The organism is Neolewinella lacunae (assembly GCF_014349155.1).
Lineage (GTDB): Bacteria > Bacteroidota > Bacteroidia > Chitinophagales > Saprospiraceae > Neolewinella > Neolewinella lacunae.
Genome location: NZ_JACSIT010000034.1, coordinates 12,600 through 38,575 on the forward strand (window position 1 = coordinate 12,600; position 25,976 = coordinate 38,575).

At 59.3% G+C, this 25,976-nt stretch carries 20 protein-coding genes; 4 read left to right on the top strand and 16 right to left on the bottom strand.

The window, feature by feature from the left end:
* Positions 1-137: 137 nt before the first annotated feature.
* The 4 genes from H9S92_RS00545 to H9S92_RS00560 all read right to left on the bottom strand — a co-directional run bounded on the left by H9S92_RS00545 (position 138) and on the right by H9S92_RS00560 (position 3,431).
* A complete protein-coding gene (locus H9S92_RS00545) occupies positions 138-701 on the bottom strand; it encodes a GNAT family N-acetyltransferase (RefSeq protein ID WP_187464778.1) in 564 nt (187 codons plus the stop codon).
* Positions 702-855: 154 nt separating this feature from the next.
* Positions 856-1,809, bottom strand: coding sequence for a transketolase family protein (locus tag H9S92_RS00550; protein WP_406611981.1), 954 nt, complete (start codon positions 1,807-1,809; stop codon positions 856-858).
* Positions 1,810-1,899: 90 nt separating this feature from the next.
* Complete coding sequence (locus H9S92_RS00555) at positions 1,900-2,754, bottom strand: transketolase (RefSeq protein WP_187464780.1); 855 nt, start codon at positions 2,752-2,754, stop codon at positions 1,900-1,902.
* 404 nt (positions 2,755-3,158) lie between these two features.
* Positions 3,159-3,431 carry an HU family DNA-binding protein gene (locus H9S92_RS00560; RefSeq protein ID WP_187464781.1) on the bottom strand — a complete coding sequence of 91 codons (273 nt, stop codon included), beginning with the start codon at positions 3,429-3,431 and terminating at the stop codon, positions 3,159-3,161.
* A 156-nt stretch (positions 3,432-3,587) separates the two neighbouring features.
* On the opposite strand from H9S92_RS00560, the gene H9S92_RS00565 reads away from it, so the two are divergent.
* Positions 3,588-3,794 (top strand): hypothetical protein, encoded by a 207-nt coding sequence (locus H9S92_RS00565; RefSeq protein ID WP_187464782.1) that lies wholly within the window; start codon positions 3,588-3,590, stop codon positions 3,792-3,794.
* Positions 3,795-3,803: 9 nt separating this feature from the next.
* On the opposite strand, the gene H9S92_RS00570 is transcribed toward H9S92_RS00565, so the two are convergent.
* From H9S92_RS00570 to H9S92_RS00590, 5 genes are all read right to left on the bottom strand, one after another.
* Positions 3,804-4,808 carry a glycosyltransferase family 2 protein gene (locus H9S92_RS00570; protein ID WP_187464783.1) on the bottom strand — a complete coding sequence of 335 codons (1,005 nt, stop codon included), beginning with the start codon at positions 4,806-4,808 and terminating at the stop codon, positions 3,804-3,806.
* Between the two features lie 111 nt (positions 4,809-4,919).
* Positions 4,920-6,566, bottom strand: coding sequence for an ArnT family glycosyltransferase (locus H9S92_RS00575; RefSeq protein ID WP_187464784.1), 1,647 nt, complete (start codon positions 6,564-6,566; stop codon positions 4,920-4,922).
* Positions 6,566-8,092: a hypothetical protein gene (locus tag H9S92_RS00580; protein ID WP_187464785.1), complete on the bottom strand. Its 1,527-nt coding sequence runs from the start codon at positions 8,090-8,092 to the stop codon at positions 6,566-6,568. Before H9S92_RS00580 ends, H9S92_RS00575 begins: the two co-directional genes overlap by 1 nt.
* A gap of 73 nt (positions 8,093-8,165) precedes the next feature.
* The gene (locus tag H9S92_RS00585) at positions 8,166-9,275 is read right to left on the bottom strand and encodes a DUF4249 family protein (RefSeq protein ID WP_187464786.1); all 1,110 of its coding nucleotides are present in this window, start codon (positions 9,273-9,275) and stop codon (positions 8,166-8,168) included.
* 20 nt (positions 9,276-9,295) lie between these two features.
* Positions 9,296-12,001 (bottom strand): TonB-dependent receptor, encoded by a 2,706-nt coding sequence (locus tag H9S92_RS00590; RefSeq protein ID WP_187464787.1) that lies wholly within the window; start codon positions 11,999-12,001, stop codon positions 9,296-9,298.
* A 537-nt stretch (positions 12,002-12,538) separates the two neighbouring features.
* Here H9S92_RS00590 and H9S92_RS00595 point away from each other — a divergent pair.
* The 3 genes from H9S92_RS00595 (at position 12,539) to hemA (ending at position 17,230) form a co-directional block, all read left to right on the top strand.
* Entirely contained in the window at positions 12,539-14,650 is a 2,112-nt protein-coding gene (locus tag H9S92_RS00595) for a carboxy terminal-processing peptidase (RefSeq protein WP_187464788.1), read from the top strand.
* Between the two features lie 171 nt (positions 14,651-14,821).
* Complete coding sequence (locus tag H9S92_RS00600; protein ID WP_187464789.1) at positions 14,822-15,754, top strand: calcium/sodium antiporter; 933 nt, start codon at positions 14,822-14,824, stop codon at positions 15,752-15,754.
* Positions 15,755-16,015: 261 nt separating this feature from the next.
* Positions 16,016-17,230 carry a glutamyl-tRNA reductase gene (hemA, locus tag H9S92_RS00605; RefSeq protein WP_187464790.1) on the top strand — a complete coding sequence of 405 codons (1,215 nt, stop codon included), beginning with the start codon at positions 16,016-16,018 and terminating at the stop codon, positions 17,228-17,230.
* 36 nt (positions 17,231-17,266) lie between these two features.
* Here hemA and H9S92_RS00610 read toward each other — a convergent pair whose 3' ends face one another.
* The 7 genes from H9S92_RS00610 to H9S92_RS00640 form a co-directional block, all read right to left on the bottom strand.
* Positions 17,267-17,563 carry a DUF721 domain-containing protein gene (locus H9S92_RS00610; RefSeq protein WP_187464791.1) on the bottom strand — a complete coding sequence of 99 codons (297 nt, stop codon included), beginning with the start codon at positions 17,561-17,563 and terminating at the stop codon, positions 17,267-17,269.
* A 205-nt stretch (positions 17,564-17,768) separates the two neighbouring features.
* Positions 17,769-18,872 (bottom strand): DNA replication/repair protein RecF, encoded by a 1,104-nt coding sequence (gene recF, locus H9S92_RS00615; protein WP_187464792.1) that lies wholly within the window; start codon positions 18,870-18,872, stop codon positions 17,769-17,771.
* Between the two features lie 98 nt (positions 18,873-18,970).
* Positions 18,971-20,839 carry a stage II sporulation protein M gene (locus tag H9S92_RS00620; protein ID WP_187464793.1) on the bottom strand — a complete coding sequence of 623 codons (1,869 nt, stop codon included), beginning with the start codon at positions 20,837-20,839 and terminating at the stop codon, positions 18,971-18,973.
* 93 nt (positions 20,840-20,932) lie between these two features.
* Positions 20,933-21,937: a M28 family peptidase gene (locus H9S92_RS00625; RefSeq protein WP_246463568.1), complete on the bottom strand. Its 1,005-nt coding sequence runs from the start codon at positions 21,935-21,937 to the stop codon at positions 20,933-20,935.
* A gap of 52 nt (positions 21,938-21,989) precedes the next feature.
* Positions 21,990-22,451 (bottom strand): hypothetical protein, encoded by a 462-nt coding sequence (locus H9S92_RS00630; RefSeq protein ID WP_187464795.1) that lies wholly within the window; start codon positions 22,449-22,451, stop codon positions 21,990-21,992.
* Positions 22,452-22,570: 119 nt separating this feature from the next.
* Positions 22,571-25,183 carry a TonB-dependent receptor gene (locus H9S92_RS00635; protein WP_187464796.1) on the bottom strand — a complete coding sequence of 871 codons (2,613 nt, stop codon included), beginning with the start codon at positions 25,181-25,183 and terminating at the stop codon, positions 22,571-22,573.
* A gap of 173 nt (positions 25,184-25,356) precedes the next feature.
* Positions 25,357-25,890 (bottom strand): response regulator, encoded by a 534-nt coding sequence (locus H9S92_RS00640; protein WP_187464797.1) that lies wholly within the window; start codon positions 25,888-25,890, stop codon positions 25,357-25,359.
* Positions 25,891-25,976: the final 86 nt, after the last annotated feature.

Consider the following 25,976-nt stretch of genomic DNA (forward strand, 5'->3'; position numbering starts at 1 on the left):
AGCGTTTTTGGAGCGTTTGCCCTAACCATACCCCTGGTGATCAGATGTCTTCAAAATTAGGACACCAACCCATTTAACGCAAAAAAAATGCTAAGCGGGGCACTTTAACAATTCGCAAAACTCACTTCGCCCCCCCTTCACTCCCGCCAATTCCACACCACCAGCAACCAGTCTTTACCACTGGCCCCGGTAAAGCGGTCTAGCTCCTCAAAACCCGCCCGCTCGTGTACGCGGCGCGAGCGCAGGTTGCGGGCGTCAATGGCCGTCACCAGGTAAGGATAATGCAGGCTGTAGCAGGAGCGCATGTAGCGGTACATCCGGTCCACCAGTTTCTGGCCCCGGGCTTCTTCCGCTACGCACACCTGCCCCATTACCAAGTAGCCCGCGTCAATCATCCGTACGCCGTTGTAAGTGGCATTGTCTTTGCGTTCAAACAGCTCGGTCAGGGCGGGCACGTCTTCGGCAAATTCCCGCTTCATCGTCAGGGCGTAGCCTACTACACGCGTGCCGTCTTTGGCAATGACGGAGGCCGCCGCGTTGTTCATCCGCGTCAACACGTCGAGGGTGTGAACGGCGGTGACAAAGCCTTGCTCCTGCGCCACCCCTTCGGATACGGCAGAAAGGTGATTGCTTTTTTGCAGAGCGATGATCTGCTCCAGTTCCGTCTTCTTACGCGCCAGCGTGATGCGGATGTCCATCATTGGTCCTTATTCTGGTTTTGGGCCCATGGAGTTACTTGGAGTTGAGCATGGAGTTGCATGGAGTTTTACTGGATCTTGACCTTCGGTCAAGCTTTTCATACAGGTTCCGAACCTCCGGTCCGGCACCCACCCTCATCCTGCCGCCCCCCAACAATTAGGCTTTGCCCAGCGCCCGCTTGGCGGCGGCGATGATGTCTTTGACGCCCAGTCCGTATTTTTCCAGCAGCTCTTCCGCTTCGCCCGATTCGCCGAAGGTGTCGTCGGTGGCGACAAATTCCTGGCGGGTGGGGGCGTGCTTGGCGAGGCATTCGGCGATGGCGCTGCCCAGCCCACCGTACTTATTGTGCTCTTCGCAGGTCACTACCGCGCCGGTCTTTTTGGCGCTGGCTACTACGGCTGCTTCGTCCAGGGGCTTGATCGTATGAATATTGATCAGGTCTACGCTGATGCCTTCCTTGGCCAGTTCGCGGGCGGCTTCGATGGCGTACCAGACGAGGTGGCCGGTGGCGAAGATCGAGACATCGGTGCCAGCGTTCAGGTGCAGGGCTTTCCCGATCACAAATTCCTGGTCTTCGGGGATGAACACGGGCCAGCTGGGCCGACCGAATCGGAGGTAAACCGGTCCGTGGTGCTCCGCAATGGCCACTACGGCCGCCTTGGTCTGGTTGTAGTCGCAGGGGTTGATGACCGTCATGCCGGGCAGCATCCGCATCATGCCGATGTCTTCCAGGATCTGGTGGGTAGCACCGTCTTCGCCCAGCGTGAGGCCGGCGTGGCTGGCGCAAATCTTGACGTTCTTATCGCTGTAAGCCACGCTCTGCCGGATCTGGTCGTAGACGCGGCCGGTGGCGAAGTTGGCAAAGGTGGTGGCCATGGGGATTTTCCCGGCGGTTGCCAGGCCCGCCGAAACACCAATCATGTTGGCTTCGGAAATGCCGCACTGCACGAAGCGGTCGGGGTAGGCATTGATGAAGTCTTCCGATTTCATGGAGCCGCGCAGGTCGGCCGTCAGCATCACCACGTTGTCGTGGGCGTCGCCAGCGGCTTTCAGGCCAGCGCCGAAGCCATCGCGGGTGGCTTTTTTGCCCGTTGATTGAAGTTTATCCAGGTTCAGCATCGCTGTAGTATTCTGTAAAGGTTAAGGAAAAAGGGCGCGGCCGCAGGTGCTGCGCGGTGGACAAGAAGGAGCAAGGACCGGCTAGATCCCCTCGGCGGGAAAATCTCCGAGGGTTTCTTCCAACTGGGTCAGGGCTTTTTGCGCCTGGTCTTGGTTGGGGGCTTTGCCGTGCCAGTGGTGGGTGCCGACCATAAAGTCTACCCCCTGGCCCATTTCGGTTTTCATCACGATGCAGGTCGGTACGCCGTTGCGCTTGGCCTGGGCCTCCTGCAGGGTCTTGATGGTTTGCTCCAGGTCGTTGCCGTCCATGCGCATCACGTCCCAGCCAAAGGCGGCGTATTTCTCGCCGAAGTCACCCATGCGGAGCACTTCCCTGGTGGGGCCGTCAATCTGCTGCCCGTTGTCGTCGATGATGAGGACGAGGTTGTCCAGCTTGTGGTGGGGGGCAAAAAGCGCGGCCTCCCAGATTTGTCCTTCCTGCTGTTCGCCGTCGCCGGTCAGTACGAAGACCGTGCGGTCATCACCGTCCATTTTCTTGGCCAGGGCCACACCACAGGCGGCGCTCACCCCCTGCCCCAAAGAGCCGGAAGCGATGCGGATGCCGGGCAGCCCCTCGTGGGTGGTGGGGTGCCCTTGCAGGCGGGAGTTGAGGGCGCGGAAGGTTTTCAGTTCCTCTACGGGGAAGTAGCCGGCGTGGGCCAGTACGGAGTACCAGACGGGACTGATGTGCCCGTTGGAGAGGAAGAAGACGTCTTCGCCCTTAGCATCCATGTTGAACTTCGGGTCGTGCTTCATTACCGCAAAGTACAGCGCCACTAAGAGATCGGTATTGCCCAGCGCACCACCGGGGTGACCGCTTTGGCACAGGTATACCTGGCGAATGATGTCGCGCCGCACCTGGCTGGCAATGCGCTTGAGTTCCTGAATATCTGCCATGAATGGGGATTTTTTATGGGTGCCCTCCCGCAGGAGGAATAAGTTTAGTTGCAAAGCTAAGCTGTTCTGACTTAACCGTTGGGAGAATTTTGGCCAATCTATCGGGTCCAGACACCCGGGGCTCTTGCCGGTTTGGACCTGGGAACAAACCTTGGAGCAGCTGCTTACGTATGCCCCGTGTCGAGTCTGGAATGTGCAGCCACCGCTTAAACCCACTGTCCAAGCTCAGGGTTCGTTTAGCGGAAGCAGGTCCAAACCGGTGCACAAGGACGTCTCCTCCCGCCCGAAACTAGGCAAATTCTGTACAGCGCCCAAGTTAAATCTTCCGCCACGTCTTTCCCCTAAACGAAAACGACCCGCCCGGGTAAGGAGCAGGTCGCACATTTTCAGCGGTTGCTGGAATCTTAGTTGATGCTGTCGGTCAACTTCTTGCCGGGCTTGAACTTAGCGACGGACTTGGCAGCAATCTTGATCGTTTCGCCGGTGCGGGGGTTACGACCCTCACGGCCGGGGCGCTGGCTCACCGAGAAGGTGCCGAAGCCTACGAGGCTGACCGTGTCACCGTCCTTCAGGGCAGTTTGAATGCTATCAATAGTGGCGCTGAGCGCGGCTTCAGCCTGGCTCTGCGTGATGCCGGCTTTTTCGGCGATGGACGCCACGAGATCTCCTTTATTCATTGGTTCAGGATTTAAATTGGATTAAGGGCGGCAAAGATTGGTCGGGAGCTACTCCCTTGCAACATTTTCGCCCGGAAAAATGAGTTTCTCAGGGGAATTCGTGCGTAAACGAACGATAATTGCGTTTTAGTGCTTACGCAGCAATCCTTCCAACGCATGAAACAGTCCAAAGTTTACCTTTTTTCCCTCCTCCTTTTTGTGGGCATCCCGCTGATTTCCACGGGTTGCGCCCGCAAATCAGGCTGCGCAGCCATCCAGAGTACCGTGCGTCAGGATCTGCGCAAAGACGGTACGCCCAAGCAAAAGTCGTCGTCCAGCTTGTTCGATAAGAAGACCACCCGCAAAATGGGGCGTGGCCGCTAAGCGCATGGCCTACCCCGGGTTAACGGGATAGATGGGGCGTTCCAGATGGGCCTCGGTCGCCGTAGGGTCCGCCAGCACCACCGCGCTCCCCCTTTTGATTTCACGGATGCGGTAGGGTCGCTTGTTCTGGCTTTCGTAGTAGGTCCGCATCAACACTTCCACGATGATGCCGACCGTGACGAGCTGAATGCCCGCCAACACCAGCAGTACGCCTAAAATCAGCAAGGGCCGACCCCAGACATCGTTGCCAAAAAGCTTCAGCACCAGGAGGTAGACGTTAATGGCTGCCCCGACGCTGAAGAGCAGGAGCCCCGACTGCGCAAAGAGGTGCATCGGCTTCTGGAGGTACTTCTTGAAGAAGAGCATCAGGAGTAAGTCGCTCACCACCTTAAACGTCCGCCCCAGCCCGTATTTGCTGACACCGAATTGCCGGGCGTGGTGCCGTACGGGAATCTGGGTAATCCGCGCACCTTCGAGGCTGGCCAGGACGGAGATGAAGCGGTGCAGCTCCCCGTAAATGCCCATGTCTTTGGCGATTTCGGCCCGGAACACTTTCAGGGCACAGCCGTAGTCGCGCAGGTGTACGCCACTCAGGTTGCGGATGATCCAGTTGGCAATGCGGCTGGGGATTTTGCGGAGCAGCGCCCCATCCTGTCGGTTGACGCGTTCACCGACCACGAGGTCCCACTCGCCGTGGGCGACCAGTTCGAGCATGGCCGGAAGGTCCAAAGGGTCATTTTGCAGGTCGCCGTCCATGGTGGCGATGTAATTGCCGCGCGCCACGTCAATGCCCGCCATCAGGGCCAGGCTTTGGCCGTAGTTTTTGCGGAATTCCACGACTACCAATCGCGGCTCATCGAGGGACTTCAGCTCCTGGAGGGTGCCATCGGTGCTGCCGTCGTCGACGTAAACGATCTCGTAGTCCATCCCCGCCAAAGCAGCATTGATGCGGCTGATGAGGGGCCGGATGTTTTCGCGCTCATTGTAAACGGTAACGACAACGGATAGTAGCATGACCGCAAAGGTACGGGACCTGGGGGGGAGTTTTGTAGTTCAGTAGTTCATAGTTCATAGTTCATTGCATTGACTAGTGAACTAACGACTAGTGAACTAACGACTACTGAATTAGTGAACTAACGCCTCCCCAAGCCCCGTCCCCATGCCATCGCGCAGGGGTTCTTCCAGGGGGATGGGTCCGGCGGGTGGGTTGGGGAGCGTGCCCAGGGGGTAGTAGGTGCGCAGGTGCCGGAGGTAGATGCTGTCCTGGGGCAGCACCTCCACGCCGGGATACTGGAGGGGTGAGATGATGTACAAGGTCTGGGGAGCAAAGTCTTGCCACTGCCGGGGAATGACGCGGCCCCGGGCCATGCTCAGGTAGTAGCCAGTGGCGGGTTCGATGAGGGTGTAAGCAAAAATGGCGACCGAATCCTGGGGGTGCGCGCGCATGGCGGCGGTGGCCGTTTCCCGCACTGCCAGGGCCCGTTCGCTGCTGGCCGCGCGGGTGGGCAAGACGAAGAAATTGAACCCAATCCGCAACAAGAGCAGGAAAATGGCGAAGAGCAGGAGCAATTGACTTTCCTTGCGCCACGCTGCGACGCACACCGCACCTGCGGCCGCGCCCACCGTCAAACTCTTGACCCAGGCCAGCGGTACCCCTTGCGTAGCCTCCAGAAGGGGAACGAAGGGCATCACCACCGCGCAGAGCGTCATCAGGCCCAGCAGCAGATAGCGCAAGGCCCGGTACGTGCGCGTACGGCGCGCCTGATGGCCCACGTGCAGGTGCAAAAGGCTGCCAAACAGGAGCGGAAAGAGCATCAAAAGGTAGCGGGGGTACACGTTGGGCGAAAGCCAGTACACGGGTAGATTGGCCAGAAACACCACCAGGCAAAAGGCCGCAAAATCATTTTTCCTGAGCCGCCGCCAGCTACCCCGCTGGAAGAGATAGACCAGCAGAAGGGTCCAGGGCAGAAAATGGTAGCTCATCTCGAAGGGAAAAGCCAGCAGGTGCTGCACCAGGTCACCCACGCCGTGGGCGACGGCCGTCCGCTTCCCACTTTCCAAAAAAAGCCGTTCGAAGACCTTCGGGAGATCAACGTAGTAGCTGTACTGCCAGTAGTAAAGCCCCAGCACGGCCAGGCAACCCAGGCCGCTCAGCAGGTGGGCGGGCCGCAGGAGTTGCTTCCACGCCCGCGTCCAGGCCAGCAGCGCCAGCAGCGTAATGCCCTGGAAGACGAAAGCGGGTAAGCCCTTGAGCAGGAAGCCAACCGCCGTCAGGGCGTAACTCCAGGCAAAAGCCCTGGTCCACTCCCCCCGCCGGCCGTAGGTGTACAGCAGCATCACCTGGGCGTACACCACGAAGCTGAAAGTGACGTCGATGAGGGCCAACATGCTGTCCCAAAACAACATGCGCCCGCAGGTGATGACCGTCAGGGCGTGCACGGCGGCCAGGTACTGCGAAAAATGCTGCCGGCTGAAGTGGTAGGCAGTGGCCGCAAAAGCCACCAGCGCCAGCGTCGTAGGCAGGCGTGCAGCCCACTCACTCGCCCCACCGTGGAGGTAGAAACTCAGGGCCAGCACCCAGTTCCAGAGCGGGGGCTTGTTCAGGTAAGCGTCGGCGTGCAGGGTAGGAAAAATAAAGTTGCCACTCCAGAGCATTTCCTGTGCGACCAGAGAACGGATGGCCTCATCATCGATGAAGACCACCGCCCCGAGGTGAATCAGCAGGGCGGCGGGCAGCAGGAGCAGCGCAAGGAGAAAGAGTTTCTGGCGCACTACTTAACCATTACTTCGTAAAGATGACTGGCGCTGACCAGCTGTCCTGTGGCGGAGCGGGCCACCACCACTACGCGGTAGTTGCCATAATCGTCGGTGGCCGGAAGCTCAAAGGTGGCCGAAGCGGTACCGCTGCCCGTCGTCCAGTACAGCAGCGGGGAAAGGGCCGGGACGTCATCCTCCGCCGGACGGCGTACGGGAAAGTCGAGCGAGGGCTGAAGGCCTTTTACGGTCAGCAGATCGTCGGCATCAGCGGCGGGGAATTTCTGGGCGGGCCGCAGGGTTTCGATCTGAACGACCCCGTTGTTGCCCAGGGCCGGGAAGTCGCGCCGCAGTTCGGCACCCACGTAGTAAAACGCCAGGTAGCTGACCTCGGCGGGCGAGAGGCGATTGACGTAATTGTCGTCCCGCGTAAGCTTTCCGTCGACGATGTAAAGCGGGTTTTCGGCGAAGAAGCGCTGGTTGGGGGCGTTGTAAAGTTGGGCGGAGTACTGTTCTTTTTTCAACCGCACGCGCAGTTCCCCGGCCACCTCTTTAAAGAAAGTGTACATATCGGGGAAGGCCTTGTAGTCCTGCACGGCAAAATCGCGGTTGGGCTTGAGCGACTTGCGTTTTTCGGCCGCCGGGCTGGCCTCGAGTTCCGTTTCGACGGTGGCGAAGAGTTGGTAGATTTTCTGTCGGCGGCGGTAGAGATCGAGGTAGGTGGCCACGGTTTGCGTCAGCGGCGGAGCCTGGGTCAGGGCGGGCAGGCGGAGGGTCAACAGGCTTGGGCGGAGATCGATCCCCTCCAGGGCCCGGGCCTGCACCGTCTTTTGTCCTTCGAAGCCGGGCAATTCCAGGGAGAAGTCGCCGTTGGCTTCCGTTTTTGCGAAGCCGAAGGCGAACCTTGCCGGGTCGAAGACGGGCAGCAGGTTGGTTTGGAAAGGTTCAGCAGCGGCGGTCAGGGCCCGGGCGGGGTAAAAGAGGGTGTCCCGCCAGGGTCCGCTGCCCTGCGTGGTGCTTTCTACGACGGTGGCGGCGTTGGTTCCCAGCAAATCGGCGTTGAACACACTGACGCTATAGGCTCCGTTTTCCAGTCCGTCAATCGTCACCCGGTTTCCCGCTAAGGTCAGTTTAAGGGCACCAGCCGTCGGGGGCACGGGAGCCGGGTCGGCCACCAAAGCCCCGGCCTCCGGGCGTTTGTTTTCGTAGACGGGGTGCTGAAAGGTGCCCAGATCGGCCGTCGTCGCGGCGCCGGTGCGCGCACTCAGGGCCAGGCGGTAGTAGCCTGTTTTCAGGGCGAAGGGCCAGCGGTAGTGGCCAGCGGCGCGGCCGGCGGCGTCGGTAGCCAGGAAAAAATAGTCGATCTCGCTGCCGTCGGGTGCATAAATCCCCACGCGCACCTTCGGAGGAGCGGGCTGGGGCAGGTAGACGGAGAACCAGGTGACCTCACCGGCAATGTGGAACGGACGATCGAGGTGGAGTGCCGACTGGGCCGGCAATGCCGCCGCAACCAGCAGCAAAAACAGGAAGAAGACGTAACGCATGGCGGGATATTTTTCCACGGTGGTATGGATGGGTAGGCGGATCAGCTTAAGCCAGGGCTAAACCCCGGCGGCGCTAAAAGGGGAACCAGACCGGGCGCGGTAGTTCCGAACCCTCGATCCGCAGGCAGTCGTCGCAACTGTTGGGCTGGGGGTTGGGCGAGGGCGAACGGACCAGCGGGCAGAAGCGGCCGGGGTTATCCGCCTGGGCCGGAGAAATGGGTACCCGGACTTCCGAGCGGCTGGTTGCGTAGAAAAAGCCGAAGACATTGGAGGTCAGTCCGTTCACGTCGCGGGCGTTGCCGACGATGGGTCCACCGGGTGGCTCAAAGATGCTGGATTCGGTACTCGCGATGCGGCGGACCTGATCAAAGTATTCGTAAGCCGCCCGGCTCAGGGCTTCCTGGTAAATGGTCATTACGTTGCCTTCAGCGTAGCGGAAGTCGCGGGCTTGGGCGGCGAGGGGAAAATTGTCCACCCGATTGGCGGGAACGTCGAGGCTGTTGAGCAGGAAGAGGTCGTTGCCTTCAAAAGGCTGGGTGACGTAGCAGACCTTGGGGTCGTTTTCGTTGAAGGGGAAGATTCCCGGTTCGTCGGTCACCTTCCAGGTTTGCTCCAGGGTCCAGCGGATGAAGGCGGGGCTGCCGTCGGGGTAGCGGATGGGCCCGGAAATGTTGTACGCGAAGCCGGGGACCATGATTTCGTCACCGGCAGCGTTGAGCCGCGTCACGGTGCTTGGTTCTCCGCTGGCGCCGTCGGGGGCGAGGGGGGCGGGTAAGACGTCAAAGTCGGTCTCGTAGGCTTCGCCCTCGCGGGTGGCCACGCGTACGCGGTAGCCCAGGCCCGGCGCGACCAGGAAGTCGGGGTCTCCGGCGGGGATGGTAGCGCGGTAGGCACCGTCGCGGAAGGGAAGGCTCAAAGTCTGCCCTTCGCTGTTCTCCAGCACCACGGTGGCGTTGGCGACTTGGTCCGGGCGGTTGGAGTTTTCGAAGCGGAAGAGGCGTTCGAGGCGGATGCGCACGTCGCTGGGCGCACCCGCGTTGATGCGGCCCTGCAAGACGATGCCCTCGGGGAGGGCGGCGCCTTGGTTGAGGTCAATTTCGTCGAGGCAGGAAAAAAGCGCCAGGGCGAGCAACAGAGCTGGCAAAGCGTGGCGGAGGGCGAAGGGGAAGTGCTGCACGGGCATCGGGAGTTGGGGTTGGGCGCTTAGCGCGTTTCGATGTTGAAGGTGACGGCGGGAAAGACGGTGCCCAAAACAGCCAGCTGGTTGGCCACGTTGGTTTGGTCGGGGGCCTGGGTGTAAAAGACGGAAAAGGCGTTCCTGCGGCCGTAGACGTTGTAGAGGGAGATCGTCCAACTGGTCTGGAAGTTTTTCGTTTTGTTGTAGCCTTTGCCCAGGGTGTAGGCCAGGTCGAGGCGGTGGTAGTCGGGGATGCGCACGGCGTTGCGGTCGCTGTACACCGGAACGGTCAGGCCGTTTTCCACGCGGTAATTCCCGACGGGTGCGGTTACGGGCCGGCCGGTGCGGTAGGTAAAGTTCGCCGTCAGGGTGTTCCGCTGGTTGGGGTTCCAGTTGATGGTGGTCACGAAATTGTGGGGTTTATCGAAGTTGCTGTTGTAGTAGTTGCCGTTGTTGATGCCCGCAATCTTGCGCTGGGTGGAAGAAAAAGTGTAGCTGACCAGGCCATTGAGCACCCCCACCTTGCGCTTGGCGCTCAGCTCCAGGCCGTAGGCACGCCCTTCGCCGATCAGGATTTCCGTTTCCAGGGTGGGGTTGACGATCACCTCGGCAAAGTCGCGGTAATCCCAGAGCTGGTCGATCCGGCGGCCGTAGACTTCAGCGCCCAGCTCAATGTTGTTGTCTTCCTGGTTGAGGAAGTAGCCCAGGGAAAAGTTGTGGGAGAGGAAAGGCGGAATGTAGGTCGTACTCAGCTGGTACTGCGAACTGGGCGTAGGGGAATCGCTGACGAAAATCTGGTTGAGGAACTGGGCAGTGCGGCTGTAGCCCCCCCGGATGGAAGCGTTGGCGTTGAGGCGGAAGCGCAAGCTCACGCGCGGTTGCAGGCTGTTGTAGGCCGCCATGACCTCACCCGCACCGTAGCGGATGGAGTCGGTCAGCCGCCCCCGCCGCGGAACACCGTCTTCGTACTGGAATTCCGTGCCCGGCCCCAGAAAGCGGTAATTGGTAAAGCGCAGCCCGCCGGAAATGCTGAAGCGGTTCGAGACCGTGTAATCCGCACTGGCAAAAAGGCTGGCTTCCATGCCCTGCTCTTCTTCCAGGGCCTGCCCGGGCGTCAGGGATTCGGGGGTGGCCGGACTGCGATCACCGGGGTTGACCCAGAACTGGTTGATGTCCAGCCCGCCCTGCAATTGCAGGTCTTTGGAGGCTTCGTAAAAGAAAGTGGGTTTCACCGTCAGGTAGCGAATGCCGTTGTTGACCACTTCGGCCGTCAGGCTGCGCAGGTCGCTCTGGCTGCTCTGGTAATCGTTGTACACCAGGCTGAAATCGGCGTAAAACTGGTCGCTAAAGATCTGCTTCCAGGTGGCCTGGCCCATAACCGTGCCGTAGTCGAAGGCAAAAGTATTGTTGTAATTGAACTCATCCTGCGAGCCGTAGCCCTGGAGGATGAGGGTGGATTTATCGCCAATGCGCTGCGTCAGCCGCAGGTTGCCATCGAAGAAAAACGTTGCGCTGTTCTTCACTTCTTCTACGCTAGCCAGTTTGATGGCCCAGTTGGCGTAGCTGGAACGCGCGCCGAAAATGAAGCTGCTTTGGTCTTTCACGATGGGCCCTTCCACCATAATCCGGCCAGTTACCGGCCCGATGCCCGCTTTGACGCGGTGGCGCTCGAAATTGCCATCGCGCATTTGCACGTCGAGCACCGAGGCCAGCCGCCCCCCGAAACGGGCGGGAATGTTGGCCTTGTACAGGTCTACGCTCTTGATCAGGTCGGCGTTGTAGGTACTGAAAAAGCCCAGGGCGTGGCTGGAGTTGATGAGCGCGCCGTTGTCCATCAACAGCAGGTTCTGGTCAATTTCACCGCCCCGGACGTTGAACCCCGAAGCGCCTTCGCCAATGGAGCTGACGCCGGGGTTGAGCAGCAGGGCCTTCACCACGTCGGTTTCCCCCATGAAGGTGGGGAGCTTTTCGAGCTGGGCCATATCCAGGCGTTGTACGCCGGCCTGTACGCGGCCGACGTTGGCATCGACGGCCTGCTCGGTAACCACAATTTCGGTCAGGTTGGTAGCGCTGGCACCGAGCGCAATATCGAAGGTTCCGCTGCCCTGGACGCGTACCGGACGCAGGTTAGTGCCGAAGCCGACGTAGCTGATGACCAGGGTATAGTCTCCCGGGCGGAGCCGGAGTTCGTAATTGCCCTCCGCGTCCGTCACCGCCGCCGTGGTGCTGTTCTCCACCTGAATGGTGGCCCCGATGAAGGTTTCGCCGCTCTGCTGGTCGGTCACTTGGCCTTTGACGGTGGCCAGCCCGTCGGTTTCCAGCGTTTCCAGCGCGCCAATGTAGGCGGGGCCTTCCTGCCCTTCGCGGGTGGGCGGCGCGGCGGTGCGGGCGGCCACGGCGGCGTAGTAGGCCGCGTCAAACTCGGTACCGATGGTGATGGCCGGGCCAACCACGAAGATGCGCTCGCGGTAGTCGATAAAATCCAGCAAGGTGCCCTTCAGGATGGCGTCGAGGGCCTCGCGGACGGTCGCCTGCCGTAAGTCCAGGTCAATAGCCCCCTTCGGCACCTGGTCTTCCTGGAAAAAGATCGTCACGGGCAGGCCGTCGTTGATCGTCCGGAGCGCCTCGGTCCGGGTAATGGCCGTGCGTTTCAGGTCCAGGGTCAGGGCTTCCTGGGCGCTGACGCAGGTGCAGAGCAAGGTGACAAGAGCAAGGCAGAGAAAGTGTTTCATACTAGTGCGGGTGGGGCTATTGGTCAATGTGCGCGATCTGGTCCACGCGGATGGAACGTCAGGGGGGTATTGCTCCCCGCCGGGCGGGCCAGCGGAACCCCCTCCCCGGAGCAGGGTACCCGGCAAAGCTAAGGATTCATCCGGGCTATTTACGCCGCAGGCCCCACCCGCGTGCCTCTTTGCGTACGGCGACGGACGAAACTACCCGCCCCAGACCCTTTCATCGCCGTTCAACCGGGCCCCGGCACCTGCGGCCGCGCCCGTCCAGCGCGGAGTAAAATCTGGTTAAAACGCCGTTAAAGCCAGGTGACTTCCCCGCCTTACACAACCCAAACCCCCTCTGAAACATTTAATATCCGGATTTTGCAAAGACCGCTACCGATTGGGTTGGCCAAGCCGCCGCTGCAACTTAAATTTGTCGCAGCTGGCTCCAGACCGAATAAAGATGGTCGTCTTTGCGTTCTCTCGTTCCGTACCCCAGCCTTCTTTCGTTGGGTAACCGGCCATCCATCCGCTACCCTTTCAAAAAAAGCACGTATGAAATTTCGCGGCACCATCCTTTTTTCTGCCCTCTTTGTTGTCGTAGCCGCTTTCTACGCAGCCTACCTGCCCCAAGCGACGCCTCCCGGAAACAAAGACGCCGTCATCATCCAAACGATGATGGCCAATCTCCAGCGTTTTCACTACCAGCCCAAAGCGATCGACGACGAGTTCAGCCAGAAGGTTTTCGATTACTACATCGATGACATGGACGGTGCCCGCCTGTTCTTCACCGCCGAAGACCTGGCCGCCTTCGCCCCCCACAAAACGCGCATCGACGATGAGGTGAACGAAGGCTCTTACGCCTTTTTTGACCTCATGCAGGAGCGCTGGACCGCCGCGCTCAACAAAACCCAGGGCTACTACCGCGAAATTCTCGCGCAGCCCATGGACCTCAACCGCGGCGGCGAGATCAGCCTCCGCGACGAAAAATCGGACTGGGTTAAATCCGACAAGGAACTCCGCCAGTATTGGGCCGATTACCTCAAGCGCGACGTCCTGAACCAGGTCGTAGACAAGCTCGAAGAAAACGAACAGGACGAGGAATTAACGGAAAAACCGACCGCAGCCGAGATTGAAGTGGAAGTCCGCGCCAAAACCCTCGAACGCTACGACAAGTGGTTTGAGCGGATGCACAAGGCCAACATCTCCATCCGCCGCAGCCAGTACCTCAATGCCCTGACGGCCATGTTCGACCCCCACACGAGCTACTACCGCCCGAAAGACAAAGAGAGTTTCGACATCTCTTTCAGCGGTCGCCTCGAAGGCATCGGGGCAACGCTCCAGACCTTCGAAAACTACACCAAGGTAGCCACCATCGTGGTGGGTGGCCCCGCCTGGAAAGGCAAAGACCTCCAGGAAGATGACGTCATCCTCGCCGTCCGCCAGGGCAACGAAGAAGAGTCTCTGGACATCAAAGACATGGAAGTTGAAGACGTGGTCCAGTTCATCCGCGGCGACAAAGGCACCACGGTGCACCTGAAAGTCCGCAAGCCCGACGGCACCATCAAAGAAATTTCCATCGTGCGCGACATTGTGGTGATTGACGACCGCTTTGCCAAGTCGCTCATCGTCGATGGCCCGGGCGAAGGGGAAAAGATTGGCTACATCAATCTGCCCAGCTTTTACGCCGACTTTGAGCACGAAGACGGGCATTTTTCCGCCAAAGACATCAAACTGGAGCTCGATAAGCTCAAAGACCGCGACGTAGACGGCATCATTCTCGACTTGCGCAACAACGGCGGAGGCTCCCTGAAAGATGTGGTGGACATGACGGGCTTCTTCATCCCCCAGGGCCCCATCGTGCAGGTAGCCGGCCGGGGTGGCCAGAAAGAAGTGCTGCGGGACACCGACCCGAAGGTGTACTACGACGGTCCTCTGGTGGTGCTCGTCAACCAGTACTCCGCCTCCGCCAGCGAAATTTTGGCGGCGGCCCTGCAAGACTACCAGCGGGCCGTGATTGTGGGCAGTACTTCCACTTTTGGCAAAGGCACCGTCCAACGCTTCATCGACCTTGACCGCACCATCCCCGGCCTGGCCGAGGTAAAACCCCTGGGCACTGTCAAACTGACCATGCAGAAATTCTACCGCATTGACGGAGGCTCTACGCAGTTGCGGGGCGTGGTGCCCGACATCGTCTTGCCCGACAGCCGCTCGCTGATCGAAACGGGTGAGCGCCAGCAGACCGGGCCGCTGGCCTGGTCAAAAATCGATGCCGCCGAATACTACCAGGATGTGTACCGCATTGACTTTATGGATGACCTGCGTGAGCGCTCCAACAACCGGGTAGCACTCAACCCCACCTTCCAGCGCATCCAGGAAAACGCCAAGCGGGTTAAGCGCCAGAGCGACCAGAACACTTACCCACTGTCGCTGGCCGCCTACCAGGCGCTGGAAAAAGCCAACCAGAAGGAAGCGGAGCAGTACAAAGACCTCTACGACCAGGTTGTGATCCCCGGCGTGTACAACCTCGACGTTGACCTGGAAGAGATTCAGGTGGACGAGAGCAAAGACGCCCGTAATACCGACTTCAAGAAAGGCGTCAGCAAAGACGTTTATATCCAGGAGGCGCTCAACATCATCCACGATATGCGGCAGTTGCGCAAATAAACAGCGCGGCTTTTTCCGCTCCTGGAAACGGCCGGACGCTCCCCGCAGTGGGGGGCGTCAGGCCGTTTTGCGTTGGGGCCAGCGGGAAGCGACGAGGGGGGCGGATAAAATTTGCCAACGGTTGCCCCGGCCGTCTGCTACCGGTGGAATGGTTTATCTTCGCCGCCACTTATGACGGACTTACTCTTACAGATCGGCCTTTTCATCGTTAGTTTAGCGGCCTTGTTGTGGGCCAGCGACCGCTTCGTGGAGGCTGCCGAGCGCATTGGCCTTTCCCTGGGCATCTCTCCCTTCATCATTGGGGTAACGATTGTGGCTTTTGGCACTTCGTTGCCGGAGTTGGCCACGAGCATCGTAGCGGTTTTGGATGGCACGCCGGAGATTGTAATTGGCAACGTGGTAGGGTCCAACATCACCAATATCGCCCTGGTCTTGGGGCTTACGGCCGTGGTGGTGAACAACATTGAGCTGGAGTATAACCTGTGGCACATCGATATCCCCTTCCTGTGGGGCAGCGCCTTTTTGCTCTATTTTGCGGTATCCGACGGGAACCTTTCGATGTTTGAGTCGCTCCTCTTTCTGGGCGGCATCGCTATTTTCCTGGCCTACAGCCTCAAAGACCAGGACCGGCCCAGTAAAGAAGACCGCCCCTTGGCTTCCTGGAAAGATTATCTGCTGCTGTTGGTTGGCGCAGCCATCGTCAGTTTATCCGCAACCGGAGTGATTGAGGCCATCACCAACATCAGCACCATCCTGAACATTGCGCCTACCGTGATCGCGCTTTCGGCGGTAGCCATTGGCACGAGTTTACCCGAAGTGGCCGTCAGCCTCGCTGCGGCCCGGAAGGGCAAGGCCTCCATCGCCGTAGGCAACGCCATTGGCTCTAACGTTTTCAATACCTTCGTGGTAATGGCGATCCCGCGGTTTTTCGGCCCCCTGGCGATCCCTACGGAGATCCTCAGCATCTACCTCCCCTTGATGATTGCGATGACAGTGCTCATCGGGGTGATGAGTAATAACCGCAAAATTACCCGTTGGGAAGGCTGGATGCTGCTGCTTTTCTTTGGCTGGTATTTGGGGGTTTTAATTGGAGGACCAGCCTGATTGTCCGCCAGCGCGTGCATTTAGACGGATTCTAAATTCAGGACAACAATTCGACCTTTCCGTATTATATGGTGTTCAATGGCCGAAAAGATTCTGCTATCGGAATAAAAAATATCCTTTCCGATATTTTGCGCACTATAATTTTGTTTGCCATAATTTTTCCCTTGCACCGTTGAAATGGTTCCAACGTTTAATATAACCGATTCGTGACAGAATCAAGGGTGCCCTCAAATTACCTTTGCGCCCAGCGTTCACTGCTCTATGCTCAATCACGTTCACTTACTCACCCTTTCCCATCGCCACGCCAAACTCAAGGAGATTGGGGAGATCGTCGCGGCCTTTGAAGGAGGCGGGCGCTTGCGGGACCGGCTGACGGCCATCCGCCAAAGCCAGAAGGTTGATGAGTTGCTGTATCTGGCTACCTGCAACCGGATTGTCCTGCTCTTCACTACCAGCCGGGAGGTCAACGCTGCCTTCCGCCAAGGCTTGCTGGGCGAAGAGTCGGTAGCGGCCATGGCCGAAATGCAGCACCTGACGGGCATGAACGCCATCTACCACCTTTTCGAGATCAGTTCTTCGATAGATTCGCTCGTCGTAGGGGAGCGGCAGATTCTCGGCCAGTTCCGCGATGCCTACCAGCAGTGCCGCGATTGGGACCTGGTGGGCGACGACCTGCGCATCATCTGCGACCGGACCGCCCTGGCGGCCAAAGACGTGTACAACAACACCCGCATTGGCGAGAAATCCGTTTCCGTCGTTTCCCTTTCCATGCAGCAGTTGCGCAAGTTCCGTCCCGCCCCCGCGAGCCGGGTGCTGATGATTGGGGCGGGACAGACCAATGTGCTGGTCGCCAAGTTCCTCAAGCAGGCCGGGCACCAGCATGTGACGGTAGCCAACCGCGACCGCCGCCGCGCCGAAACCCTGGCCAGCACTTTCCCCCACGGTGAAGGCATCGCCCTGAGCGACCTGGGCAGCTACGCAAAAGGCTTTGACATTCTGGTCATCTGTACCGCCGCCGCTGAGCCCATCATTACCCCCGAAATGTTTCACTGGCTTTTGGCCGGAGAAGCCCCCGAAGACAAAATTGTCGTTGACCTGGGCGTACCCGCCGACGTCTGCGAAAGAACCATCGCCACCCACCCCTTCCACTACATCGGCATGGAGCAACTGCGGGTTTTAGCCGACGAAAACATGGGCTTCCGCCGCGAAGAAATCAAACGCGCCCACGGCGTCTTGCACAAGCACCTCGGTGAACTGGAAACCACCTACCGGCAGCGCCTGCTCGAACGCGCTCTGGCGCACCTCCCCGAGGAAATCAAAGCCGTCAAGGATTCCGCCGTCAACCACGTCTTCGCTAAAGAGCTCGGCCAACTGGACCCTGCCACGCACGACCTGATGTTGCGCATGCTCACCTACATGGAAAAACGCTGCATCGGCATCCCCATGAAGGCCGCCCGGGAGGCGATTCTGGGGTAGTTTATAGTTCACTGGTGCATAGGGCACACTGGACGCCTATTTTATCACCACCTCCTCCAAATACTCTTCGCCAAACTCCTCGTTGAGGCGGGTGCGGATGCCTTCGCGCACCATCAGCAGTTGATTGCGCAGCGGAGCGTTGGAGACGTAGACGTAAAGCTTGCGGTTGCGCACCATCAGATCGCGGGTGTTATCGGCTACGTGCTTGCCGAAAAATTTCTCCCACACCAGGCGGGTACGGGCCTTGAAATAACCCGCCTCGTTCTTGTTCGTCCGCAGCAGGCGCATGAAGGCATCCTTCAGGGCGGTGGTATTATCGGGGGCTTTTTTCATCGTTGCGGGGTTGGGAGGGTGGCGGAGGAGCTTTCCCGCCGCAGCTAATTTACGGCGCTTTAGTGGCTTAGGGCTGCTTAATTAGCTACCTTTTCGGGGGGCTTTGACTGGAGTCCCGTAGCCCCACCTTGCTCCCAATCCAGACTCCCCCCTTCGGGGGGTTGGGGGGGAGCACCTGCGGCCGCGCCCAAAAAATCCAGGGGCCTTATCCCGTCACGCGTCCGTCCGCTACCAAAAAGCGCCGCCAATCGAGCGCTGGGTTGCCCTCAATGAGTTGTGTGACGCGCTCGGGATCGGTGTCGGAGATAAAAACCTGCCCGTAGGCGGAGCCCAGCACGAGGGTGAGGAGTTGGCGTACGCGGTCTTGGTCGAGCTTATCGAAAATATCGTCGAGCAGCAAAATGGGCGTGCGTTGGGTATCGCGTTCCAGCAGGCGGTACTGGGCGAGTTTGAGGGACAGGACGAAGGATTTCAACTGGCCCTGGCTGGCTACCCGGCGCAGGGGGTGGCCGTCTTGGCTGAAGACCAGATCATCGCGGTGGATGCCCGCCGTAGTGCGTTGCAATACGCGGTCTTTTTCGCGGTTGGCCTCCATCAGGGCGGCCCAGGATTGCTCTTCCAGTTGGCTTTTGTAGCGGAGTTCGACCTGCTCTTTTTCGCCGCTGATGGCCGCGTAGGCTTCCAGCAGCAGTTCCGTGAAGGGGCCGCTGAAGCTTTGGCGGCGTTGGTGCAGGTAGGTGGCGGCGGGCTCCAGTTGTTGGTCATAGACGGAGAGCAGGCCCGAGGTGTCGCTGCGGCCGGCGAGTTCCTTAAGCAGGGCATTGCGGTTGGCCAGCAGGCGATTGTAGTGGATGAGGTGGTTGAGGTAGGCGGGGTCGGTTTGGCTCAGGCTGTTATCGATCAGGCGGCGCCGCACCTCGCTGCCCTCCAGAACCAGGGCACTGTCGTCGGGCACGATGATGACTACGGGGTAGCGGCCAACGTGGTCGGCCAGGCGATCGTAAGGGGTGCCGTTGCGTTCGATGACCTTGCGCTGCCGTTTGCGGAGTTTGACCACCGTCTTATCGCGCTCGCTGGCGTCCAGCAGGAAAATGCCCTCCAGACGGCTGCCGTCTTCGCCGTGGCGGATGGCGTACTGATCGGGGTTGCCCGTGTGGCTTTTCCCCATACAGAGGTAGTAAACGGCCTCCAGCAGGTTCGTTTTCCCCGCGCCATTGGGGCCCACAAAACAGTTCAGCCGCGGGCTCAGCTCCAGTTGCTGGCTGCCGTAATTTTTGAACTGGGTAAGCGTCAGGGAAGAAAGATACACGGGCGTTGGATGCGGAAATGGATAATTACCGGGCAAGTTTGGGCGCTGCCGCAGGTGCAAGGTAGGGCGTTTAACAGCAGGGGGAAGTCCGCGCCGGCCTACTCCATCTCCATGCCCAGAATGCGTCGCTTGCTGCCCACCCCTTCAATGCTCTCCAGCAGGCCTTCCGCCTTCTCGATTTCCCGCAGGCTGTAGAAATTGAGCGTCAGGGATACGGATAGAACTACCCACACCACACCGTACAGCACCAGGTAACTGAAAGTTTGCAGTATCACATTGAAGTTATCAATCGTGACGGGGTCAGCGTACACTATCCAATCCAGAAAAGCAAAGAGCAGCCCCCCGATCGCCGTATCCAGCACCCACATCGAGGGGATGGCCATGGTGAGGATGAGCAGAAAGTTGCTGTACGAACTGCTCAGGTTGGTGTACACAAACTGGAAGGTCTCCTTGGTCGTGGCCAGGCCGGAATAACCAGCGTAAGCCCAGGTCATCACAAAAGGCAGGGTGAGAAAGGCGAAGAAAGACGCTACCACCCCGTTGAAGGCCAGCCCCACCGCCAACACCAAAGACACCAGGTACAGGTAGGCTTCCGAGCGCCAGTTAGCGGGGCGCAGCCTGGTCTTCAACGCCCGCCAGAATACTTCAAAAGCCAGTCGCTGGAGCGCGTACAAAACCCCCGCTACCAGGAAAAGGTACAGCAACCCGCGGTTGCGCGAAAAGGTCGTCAGCAGCTCGTGAAAATTGCTGAAGTCAGCAAAAAATGAACCGTCAATGATGTTGGTCCACGGCGTCCCCCCAAAAAAGTAACGGGTGGCGGGGGCAGCATCGTAGAACCAGAACGACAGGACGCAGGTTCCCAGGGCAATAAGCCCAATCCACCGGAAGAGCATCCCCGGACTGCGTCGCAGCACGCTGAAAGTCAGCGATAGGTTTTCTCCCGCCGTCCGGACTTTCCCCAGCTCTAATGCCTCTTCGCCCGCGTCGGCTCCCCGCGCCAGGTCTTCCTCCTCCAGTTGAGGGCGCCGGGCTACCCGCCGCGGGTAAAGCACGTAATACCAAAGGATAAAGGCAAAGCAGAGCAGGATGAAGAGCGCCCGCACCGCGTCCGGCAACTCCGTATGCCGCGTGAGGTAGCCCTCCAGAAAGCCCGCGATGATGAAAAGGGGAACCGTCCCCAGCATAATTTTCAGGCCATCCCGGGCCGAAGCCTTAAACGCCGTAAAGCGGGAAAGGGTACCGGGAAAAAGCAAGCCCTTACCCATGGCCAGTCCCGCACCGCCCGCAATGACGATGCTGCTGATTTCCAATGCACCGTGGATCCAGATGGTCAGAAAGCTTTCCCGGAAAATCCCCTGGTCGTAAAAGAAGTACTGGAATACCCCCAGCATTACTCCGTTGCGGATCAGTTGCACAATTGAACCCACCGCAAAAAAAGCCCCCGAAACGAAGGTCAGCAGCGCCACAAAAATATTGTTGAGCGTGATGCGCAACGACATATTGAAAGGGGCCATCTGTTTGTACACCGCCATGGGGTCTCCATTATCGATGTTGGCCCGGGTCATGTTCATGTACTGCTCGCCCATGATCGTTTCCGCAAAGCCCGGGTCGATCCGGTAGCTGATCACGCCAACGAGCATCGCCAGGCTGAAAACGAGCAAAGAAATGACAAGCGGCCGCCGCTGGGCAAAGACAACGCGGGGCAGTTCGTCCGTCCAGAAGGAGAAAAAACGGCTGCTTTCGCCCCGCCGCCCGCGGTAGATCTGGAGAAAAGTGCGCTGCGCCAGGCTGTTCAGATAAACCCGCACCGAACGGTTGGGGTAGAAAGTACGCGAGAAGGAAAGGTCATCCGTGGTATGGACGTACAACTGGTTGAGCAGCTCGGGATCTTGGTCCGCCCGCTCCAGGGCCCGCTCGTAGCGCTGCCACTTTTCCTTGTTTTTCTCGATGAATTCGGTTTCCCGCACGGGCTCGGTGATTATGGCGTAAACGGAGGCCACCAACGGCGCGCCCCGCAATGGCGTGAAGATACGTTCCGCCGCAGAATTACCGAAGCACGCTTACAGGGTGCCCGCTGCCTCCCGGTAAACGACGGCCAGGACGACCTGCCCGACGGCCTGTAAAGTGTTTCGATCGATCACGTCGAGGCCATCGTCGCCCGTATGCCAGTGCGCGACGAAACCCGTTTCGGTATCGGCCCGGTAGTTGATGATGTCAATCATCGGGATGCGGGCGATGGTGTTGACGAAGTAGTGATCGTCCGTTACCCCCTTGCCCTGGATTTTGGGAAAGTAGGTGCCGTAGTTCATCCGCTCTGCGAGGTTCCATACCTTATCGACGATCTGCGGAGCGCTATTGAGAGAAACCAGTTCCTGCGCAAAACGGGCGTCCTTGGCCCCAACCATATCCAGCAGGATGCCGTAGCGCGGGCGATTGGGAGGGAGGTTGCGGGAGTAGTACTGCGCCCCCAGGCCCCAGGAATCGAGCTGGCCGGAGTCTCCGTAATCTTCGGCGTCAAATAAGACGATGTCCACCCCAATGTAGGGCGTTGAGGCTCCCAGTTGCCGCGCGATTTCCAGCAGCACCCCTACCCCACTGCCGCCGTCGTCGGCACCTTCTACCACCGCCCCGGGGTCAGTTTCCAGTGGGCTATCCGCCACGTGGCGCGTATCCCAGTGAGCGGCCAGCAGGACGCGGTCCGTCAGGTCGGGATTGTACCGGGCAATGATGTTGAAACTTTTCAGGGTCGTTCCGTCGTAGGCCGTGGCGGTGAAGTCCTGCCGGGTCACTTCTGCTCCGAAGCTTTCCAGCTTGTTGATCAGCCAGGCCCCGGCAGCGTCGTGGGCGGCAGTATTCATTACCCGCGGACCGAAGGCCACCTGGGCGGCCACGTACGCGTAGGCACTATCGGCCACGAAGCGGGGGACGGGTTTGGCCTCCGGGCGCGGCACGGGGGCGGCGGCCGGTTCAGTGGTGCCGGCATCGGGTACGTCAGCCCCGCAGGCGCTCAACAGCAGAAGGAGCAAGAAGGCTCCGGACAACGGAAAAGGGAAACGGAGGAACAAAGTCAAAGCATTTTCAAGAGAAGGAAAGCCCGGTGCATTACCGGTGTGCTGCTCAATTCCCGGCGCTGTCTCCGTTGCCCGTCACGAGCTCGGCGTCAATGAGCACGTACATCAGGCGGTTAATGTCATCGTCGTTCAACAACAGTTTACCGCGCAGGCGGATGCGCTCGGTGCTGTATTTCACTGGCGCTTTGCTGGTCACTTCCATGACCGTCTCCGGGCCAGCGCCACCGCAGAAAAAGCACATATTGTAGGGGTAGGCGCTGAAGACAAATTCCGTGTGGCTCTTGTAGCCTTCTACCGGGACGATGTAGCCCGTCACCTCCACCACTTTGCCTTCCAGCGCTTTGATCTCCGGCGCAAACACCGGAACATCTACTTTGAAGCCCAGCAAATCATCAAAACGTTTCTCGTAGGTGATCTTGGCCAGGGTCGTCCAGAGGTTGTTGCTCTGGGCGGAAAGCGTCGCCTGACCAGCGAACAGCAAGGCGCAAAAGAGAAGGAGGGTACGCATGAGTGGGGTAGTTTGATGAACTTCCGCAGGGGAGAAGTGATGCAAAGATAACAACGTCAGAAGCGCTGGATAGATGTATAAGGTGGCGTTAAAGTCGGGCCGATGCTCAGTTGCCGCAATTAAAAGTCCACCCTCAGTCGCAGGTTGATGCGCCGGCCCGTCAGGCGGTTGGGCACCGCGTACTGCTGTTGGCCGATGGTTTTGATCCAGGTATTGCCCGCCTGGTTGGCCACTTGCATCAGATTGAAGACTTCCAGGCTAAGGAAGGTCGAGCGGGTAAAGCGCAGGAAATGCGTGCTGGCCCGGCGGCTTTTTTCCCGGTCGTAGAGCCGGAAGCTGAAGCCGATGTCAATCCGGTGGTAAGTATCGAAGCGCAGCGTGTTGCGAAATTCCCGGTTGTTGTTCAGGATGCCGAAGGGCAGCCCGCCGCCCACCGTCAGGTTGACGTGCGTGCGGAAGGCCTCGTTATTGCGCAGGTAATCCTGGAAAAAGAGGCTCAGCTGAAAGAGCTGGTCCGTAGGCCGGGGCACGTACTCAACCACCTCACTCAGCGTCTCCCCTTCCGCGCTCCGTCCCGTCACTTCACGGTGTTCCACCCCCAGCAGGCGTTCCCGGGCCTGCAACAAACTCAGGTTGAGCCACGAATCCGCCCCGGGTACAAACTCCCCATTGAGCCGCAGATCCAGCCCCGCTACGTATCCGCTGGCGTCGTTGAGGCCAGAGTAGCGGATGCGGACGTTCTCGATTTCGTAACTCACCAGGTCCCACAAGGATTTGTAGTAAGCTTCGGCAATGAAGCGGAACTTCTTAGGGTTGCGCCGGCCGTAGTAGAAATCGGAAGTAAAGCCACCAACGATGTGGGCTGATTTCTGGCTCCGCAGGTTCGTATTCACGGTGCCGTCCGCGCCGCGCATCTCCCGGTAAAACGGCGGTTGGGCGTAGAGTCCACCCGCCAGCTTGTAGGTAATGTCGGCCGTCCCCCCCAGCGGTTTAAAGAGGATTTGGGCGCGGGGACTGATGAGGAATTCCTCGTTCAAATCCCAGTAGGCCGCCCGGAGTCCCGCGCTGATCCGCCAGTCTGCCCGGTCTTCGCGCCGCCAGGTCCAGGTATCCTGTAAAAAGGCGGTGTAGCGCAGGCTGTTGAGCTCGTTTTCGGTTTTCAGGACGGAGAAGAGTTCAACGGCATCCTCGTTGTAGGGCAGGCTGTAGCCCGCTGAATCGAGGCGCTCCCACTCGTTGATGAAGTCATTTACCCGTTCGTTCTGGATCTTCAGGCTCCACTGTAAAAAGTGGGCGGTACTGAGGTCACCCCGCTGCTGGTTCATCTCCAGTCCACCGCGCAACTCAGCGTTGTAGACCTGGATATCGAGGAAGTTCCGGACGAATTGCTGCTGCGTCCCCGCGCCCAGTTCATTGATGACTTCGCCGAAAGTGCTGCTGCCCAGGTCGGTGTCCAGCTGCCCCAGCCGGTACTGCCCACCGATGGAAATGGCCTCGTTTTCGTCGCTGCGGAAGGCCGACGTCAGGAGCTTAAGGAACAGTGGGTTGCGTTCGCGTTCGGGGATGAAGGTCAGCGACAGTCCACCCATGCGGGTCAAAAAATCGTCCCGCTCGCCCCCTTCAAAACTGGTGAAGAGTTGCAGCGTTTCGAAAAATCCCCCGAAGGCGGTGGTCCGCGAAACGGGGTCAAAATCATACACGCTGCGGTTGTAGTTGGCCAGGAGCCCGAGTTGAAGCTGGGGGCTGAAGTCGTACGTCAGGTAAGTCTGGACGTCGGCAAAGTTGGGCAGGTATTCGCCCGTTGTTTCCAGGCTGCCCAGGAGGTAGCGCGTCGTTTTGTAGCGGGCTCCAACGAGGTAGCGGAATTTCTTGAGGCCTACGGCGTTGGCCCGGGAGCTGCCTTCCAGGTAGGCGGAGCCCCCCAGAAAACTCGCCTGCAGGCCCGCCCGGAGGCTGTCCGGCCGCTTGTACTTGATGTCGAGCACCGAGCTGAGCTTATCCCCGTACTGCGCATCGAAGCCGCCGGAACTGAAACTGAGGCTGCGCACCATATCCATATTGGCAAAGGTTAGCCCTTCCTGCTGCCCGGCGCGGATGAGTTGAGGACGGTAGATTTCGAAGCCATTGACGTAGACGAGGTTTTCGTCGTAGTTCCCGCCGCGCACGTTGTACTGGCTGGTCAGCTCTCCGCCGGAGCCGCTGCTGACGCCGAGGGCCAGGTGGGGCAGCAGGCTTTCCAGGTTGCCCGTTGTGGACGGCAGCAGACGCAGCGCCTCGGGTTGTTCCCGTATCATCCCGCCTTCCTCAATCTTGCTTTCGCGCACGATGACCTCCAGGGTCGACTCGGTCGGCGCCATGGCCACGTCAATTTGTTTAATGCTGCCTTCGGGCAGGGCGGCAACGTTTACCGCCGTTTCGCGGTAACCCAGGCGACTAAAAACCAGCACGAAGTCCTCCCCCGCCGGCACGTTAATCAGGTAGCGCCCCGTATTGCCGCTTTCCACGGCCCGCATGGTGCCCCGGATGTAAACCGTCGCAAAATCCACGGGCTGCTCCGTGAGCAAATCCGTCACTTTACCGCTGATGGAGGCGGTGGCGACCTGGCCCAATAATCCGGCGGCGGGCAAGAGCAGCGCCAGGAGCAGGCACAGGCGGGCAGCAAATGCTTTTTTGGGCGCTAAGACGCAGGTGCGGGGGGAGGTAGCCGCAGCAAAGGAGGTCAGTACATTCATCGGGGCGGGCTTAGCCGGAAAAGGGGAGCAAGAAGATGGACAAAGGTAGCGCGGCAAGATTACCTTTTTTGCCCGCTCCCTGACTTTCTGAGCCACCTGGCCCATTCCTTGCACTTGTCCTTTCCCGTGCACCTGCGGCCGCGCCCTAAGCAATAAAGAGGCTGGTTGGCCTACTAGATCTCTGACATCACCTCCCGCAGCGTTTGCTCCAGCATGGTTTTTTCCGGGAAGTCTGCAGTAGCCTGCAAAATGGTGGTCGCCTTTTGGAGCATCAGTTTGCGGTATTGCTGGCGGCGGATCTTTTCCTGGTTGAGGGACCGGCGTTCGTCGGCCTTAGCCAGGGCGTTGACCACGCTGCGTTCCAGGGCTTCCAGGTGATCTTTCAGTACGTAACCATTCGCCCCCTGCAGGATGGCCTCGGCCGCCTTTTGCTCGCTGTTGAGCGTGCCGGTAACGAAAATGAAGGGGAGGTAGGGGAAGTGCTCGCGAACGTGCAGCAGCGCCTGCAAGCCATTATAGCCCGGCAAATTGTAATCGGCCAGCAGTACATCGTGTTCTCCCCACTGGATTTTTTGCAGAAACTCTTCCTCCGTAGCCGCCATAGTGAACATGGCATTGGGGGCAAATTGGAGCACTGCCCGTTTGGTGAGCTCTGCTTCCATTGGCTGATCTTCCAGGATAAAGACTTTGAGAAGACGGTCTTTCATGCGTATAAACTTCGGGGAATAGGGATAATGGTAAGTGCGCGGAAACCAGGGCCAAAGAAAGAAGTCTGGGTGACCCCTACAAGCAC